At 65.8% G+C, this 3,458-nt stretch carries 3 protein-coding genes and 1 pseudogene; all 4 read left to right on the top strand.

What is annotated here, in order from left to right; genetic code table 11:
• Nucleotides 1-1,582: pseudogene (locus G3436_RS25085) on the top strand (GspE/PulE family protein); the annotation flags it as partial.
• Nucleotides 1,583-1,666: 84 nt separating this feature from the next.
• On the top strand, nucleotides 1,667-2,587 hold the full coding sequence (locus G3436_RS25080; protein ID WP_163950782.1) for an SPFH domain-containing protein: 921 nt from the start codon (nucleotides 1,667-1,669) through the stop codon (nucleotides 2,585-2,587).
• Between the two features lie 2 nt (nucleotides 2,588-2,589).
• Nucleotides 2,590-3,039: an NfeD family protein gene (locus G3436_RS25075; protein ID WP_163950779.1), complete on the top strand. Its 450-nt coding sequence runs from the start codon at nucleotides 2,590-2,592 to the stop codon at nucleotides 3,037-3,039.
• A gap of 71 nt (nucleotides 3,040-3,110) precedes the next feature.
• Nucleotides 3,111-3,425 (top strand): DUF2388 domain-containing protein, encoded by a 315-nt coding sequence (locus tag G3436_RS25070; RefSeq protein ID WP_163950776.1) that lies wholly within the window; start codon nucleotides 3,111-3,113, stop codon nucleotides 3,423-3,425.
• Nucleotides 3,426-3,458: the final 33 nt, after the last annotated feature.

Here is a 3,458-nt window from a genome sequence, read left to right as displayed (position 1 = left end):
TCGTCGACCTGCAGCGCCCCGGCCAGTGGCTGGACCTCGACACCCTCAGCGAGTGGCTGGCGCAGCAGGCCGGCCAGCCGTATGTGCGCCTCGACCCGCTGGCCTTGCAGGCCGCCAGCCTGGCCGGGCTGATGTCGGCTGCATTTGCCCGGCGCCACGAAATCCTTGCCATCGCGGTGGATGCCGGCAGCATCACCGTGGCCAGTGCGCAGCCGTATGTGCGCGCCTGGGAAGCCGACCTCGCGCAGATCCTGCAGCGCAAGGTGCAACGGGTGCTGGCCAGCCCCGTGCAGATCCGCGAGCTGGGCCTGAAGCTGTTTCGCCTGGCCCACTCGGTGAGTGGCGCCAGCCAGCTGGCCGCGCCCGCGGCACACCACGCCAACCTTGAGCAACTGCTGGAGATGGGCACCGCCAGTGCGCCGCCGACGCCAACGACGCGCACATCGTGAGCATTGTCGACTGGCTGCTGCAGTACGCGTTCGAGCAGCGTGCCAGCGATATCCACCTGGAACCACGACGTAACGAGGGCCAGTTGCGCCTGCGCATCGACGGCGTGCTGCACCTGGCCTACCAGTTTCCGCCAGCCGTGACCCTCGCCGTGGTGAGCCGGCTCAAGAGCCTGGGGCGCATGAACGTCGCAGAAAAACGCCGCCCCCAGGATGGCCGCATCAAGACCCGCTCGGCCGCCGGCAATGAAGTGGAGTTGCGCCTGGCCACCCTGCCCACCGCGTTTGGCGAGAAGCTGGTGCTGCGTATCTTCGACCCGCACCTGCTGCAACAGGACTTCGCCCAGTTGGGCCTGGACGGCGCCGAGCTGGCGCGCTGGCAGGCGCTGCTGCAGCAGCCCCACGGCATCATCCTGGTCACCGGCCCCACCGGCTCGGGCAAGACCAGCACCCTGTACGCGACCCTCAAGCAACTGGCCACGCCGCAGGTCAACCTGTGCACCCTGGAAGACCCGATCGAGCGCGTCGAGCCTGCGTTCAACCAGATGCAGGTACAACCGGGCATCGACCTGGGCTTTGCCAACGGCGTGCGTGCCCTGCTGCGCCAGGACCCGGACATCATCATGATCGGCGAGATCCGCGACGCCGACACCGCGCAGGTAGCGGTGCAGGCCGCCCTCACCGGCCACCTGGTGCTCTCGACCCTGCATACCAACGATGCCTGCGGCGCGCTGGGGCGGCTGCTGGAACTGGGCATTGCGCCGTACCTGATCAAGGCCACCCTCAACGGCGTAATGGCCCAGCGCCTGGTGCGCACGCTATGCCCGGCCTGCAAGGTGGCCCACGCCATCAGTGCGTCCGACTGGCACGGCATCGCACCGGACCGCGCCATGCCCACGCGCGCCTTCAGTGCCAGCGGCTGCCGCGAGTGCCGGCACACCGGCTACCGCGGCCGCATCGGCCTGTTCGAACTGCTGTGCATCAGCCCCACACTGCGCGAACAGCTCGACGCGGGGCAGGCCCAGGTGCGCCAGCAGGCCCAGGCCGAAGGTTTGCGCAGCCTGCGCCTGAATGGCGCACAAAAAGTCGCCGATGGGCTGACCTCGCTGGCAGAAGTGCTTCGCGTTACTGCATGAAATGAAATGATCCGAGGCTGGCCTGATGGCCCGTCGACATGCCAAGCTTGCGCACTTCGAAACACTGCTGAACAAGGAAAAGTCATGCAAATCGGGATGGTAATGCTGTTGTTCGTGGGCCTGGCGCTGGCCCTCGTATTCATGGGTTTCAAGGTCGTACCGCAAGGCTTCCAGTGGACGGTGGAGCGCTTTGGCCGCTACACCACCACGCTCAAGCCGGGGCTCAACATCATCGTCCCGGTGATGGACCGCATCGGGCGCAAGATCAACATGATGGAGAGCGTGCTGGACATCCCGCCGCAGGAAGTCATCACCGCCGACAACGCCACGGTGCAGATCGACGCCGTGTGTTTCTTCCAGGTGGTCAATACCGCGCAAGCCGCCTATGAGGTCAACAACCTCGAACACGCCACGCGCAACCTGCTGCAGACCAACATCCGTACCGTGCTCGGCTCGATGGAGCTGGATGCCATGCTCAGCCAGCGTGACGCCATCAACGAGCGCCTGCTGCGCACCGTCGACGAAGCCACTGCGCCCTGGGGCATCAAGATCACCCGTATCGAGATCAAGGACATCAGCCCGCCGGCCGACCTGATGGCAGCCATGTCCGGGCAGATGAAAGCCGAGCGGGTCAAGCGTGCACAGATCCTCGAGGCCGAGGGCCTGCGGGCGGCAGCCATCCTGACCGCCGAGGGCAAGAAGCAGGCACAGATCCTCGAAGCCGAGGGCGAGCGTCAGGCCGCGTTCCTGGAGTCCGAAGCCCGTGAGCGCCAGGCCGAAGCCGAAGCCCGCGCGACCCAGGTGGTGTCCGAGGCGATCGCCAACGGCAACGTGCAGGCGATCAACTACTTCGTCGCGCAGAAGTACGTCGATGCACTGGGCAAGCTGGCCTCGGCCAACAACAGCAAGGTGGTACTGATGCCGCTGGAAGCCAGCCAGGTGATTGGCGCAGTGGGCGGTATCGGCGAGATCGTGCGGGCCACCTTCGACAGCAAGAAGGGCTGAGCATGTGGGAATACCTGCAACACCTGTCCTTCTGGGACTGGCTGGCACTGGGCACGCTGCTGCTGATCCTCGAAGTGTTCGGCGCAGGCGGCTACCTGCTGTGGATCGGCGTGGCAGCGGCAGGCGTGGGAGTGATCACCTTTGTCATCCCGGCATTGCCGTGGACCTTGCAGTTCCTGCTGTTCGGCCTGTTGTCGGTGTTTACCGCGGTGTTCTGGTGGCGGCGCCAGCGCAGCAACCTCAGCCCCAGCGACGCGCCGGGGCTGAACATGCGCGGCCAGGAACTGATCGGGCGGACCTTCACGGTGCATGAGGCGATCGTGGGCGGGCGCGGCAAGATCAAGGTCGGCGATGGCGTGTGGATGGTGCGGGGGCCGGACCTGCCAGTGGGTACCCAGGTGGTGGTGCTGTCGCAGGACGGCGCGATTCTGCAGGTGGGGCCAGTGCAGTAGCGCGCGCGGGGAACTTGCCTGGGGCAATTGCGCTCAAACGCTGCATATTACCCCCACTGGAGTCACCCCTCATGCGTCTCAAACGTGCAGTCGCTACCCTTGCCTTGCTGTCCCTGCCGATTGGTTCGGCGATGGCCGACGGTTTCTGGCGTAACGTCATTTCGTCGGGTGCCACCACCGGCTCCACCTACCTGACGTTCAAGGACCACAAGCTGGTGGTCGCCGCGCAGGAAGATGCCAGCAGCTATGTGGCCAGCGACGGCAAGCTCAGCGGGCCGTACCTGGAAGCGGCCATGCAGCAGGTACGCAGCGAGAACCCGGGGTTGCAGGCCAGCGACATGGAACTGGCCAACGCTATCCTGGCGCAGAATGCCGTGACGGATTAACACCTGGGCTGCTCTGCAGCCCTTCGCTGGCAA

The organism is Pseudomonas brassicae (genome assembly GCF_010671725.1).
Taxonomy (GTDB): domain Bacteria; phylum Pseudomonadota; class Gammaproteobacteria; order Pseudomonadales; family Pseudomonadaceae; genus Aquipseudomonas; species Aquipseudomonas brassicae.
Note: the sequence above shows the minus strand (reverse complement) of the source record. Positions and strands in the feature narration are given on the sequence as shown.

What these genes read in the sequence shown, in the direction of transcription:
- G3436_RS25080 (WP_163950782.1), top strand. Translation starts at nt 1,667, where the DNA reads ATGCAAATCGGGATGGTAATGCTGTTGTTCGTGGGCCTGGCGCTGGCC.
- G3436_RS25075 (WP_163950779.1), top strand. Translation starts at nt 2,590, where the DNA reads ATGTGGGAATACCTGCAACACCTGTCCTTCTGGGACTGGCTGGCACTG.
- G3436_RS25070 (WP_163950776.1), top strand. Translation starts at nt 3,111, where the DNA reads ATGCGTCTCAAACGTGCAGTCGCTACCCTTGCCTTGCTGTCCCTGCCG.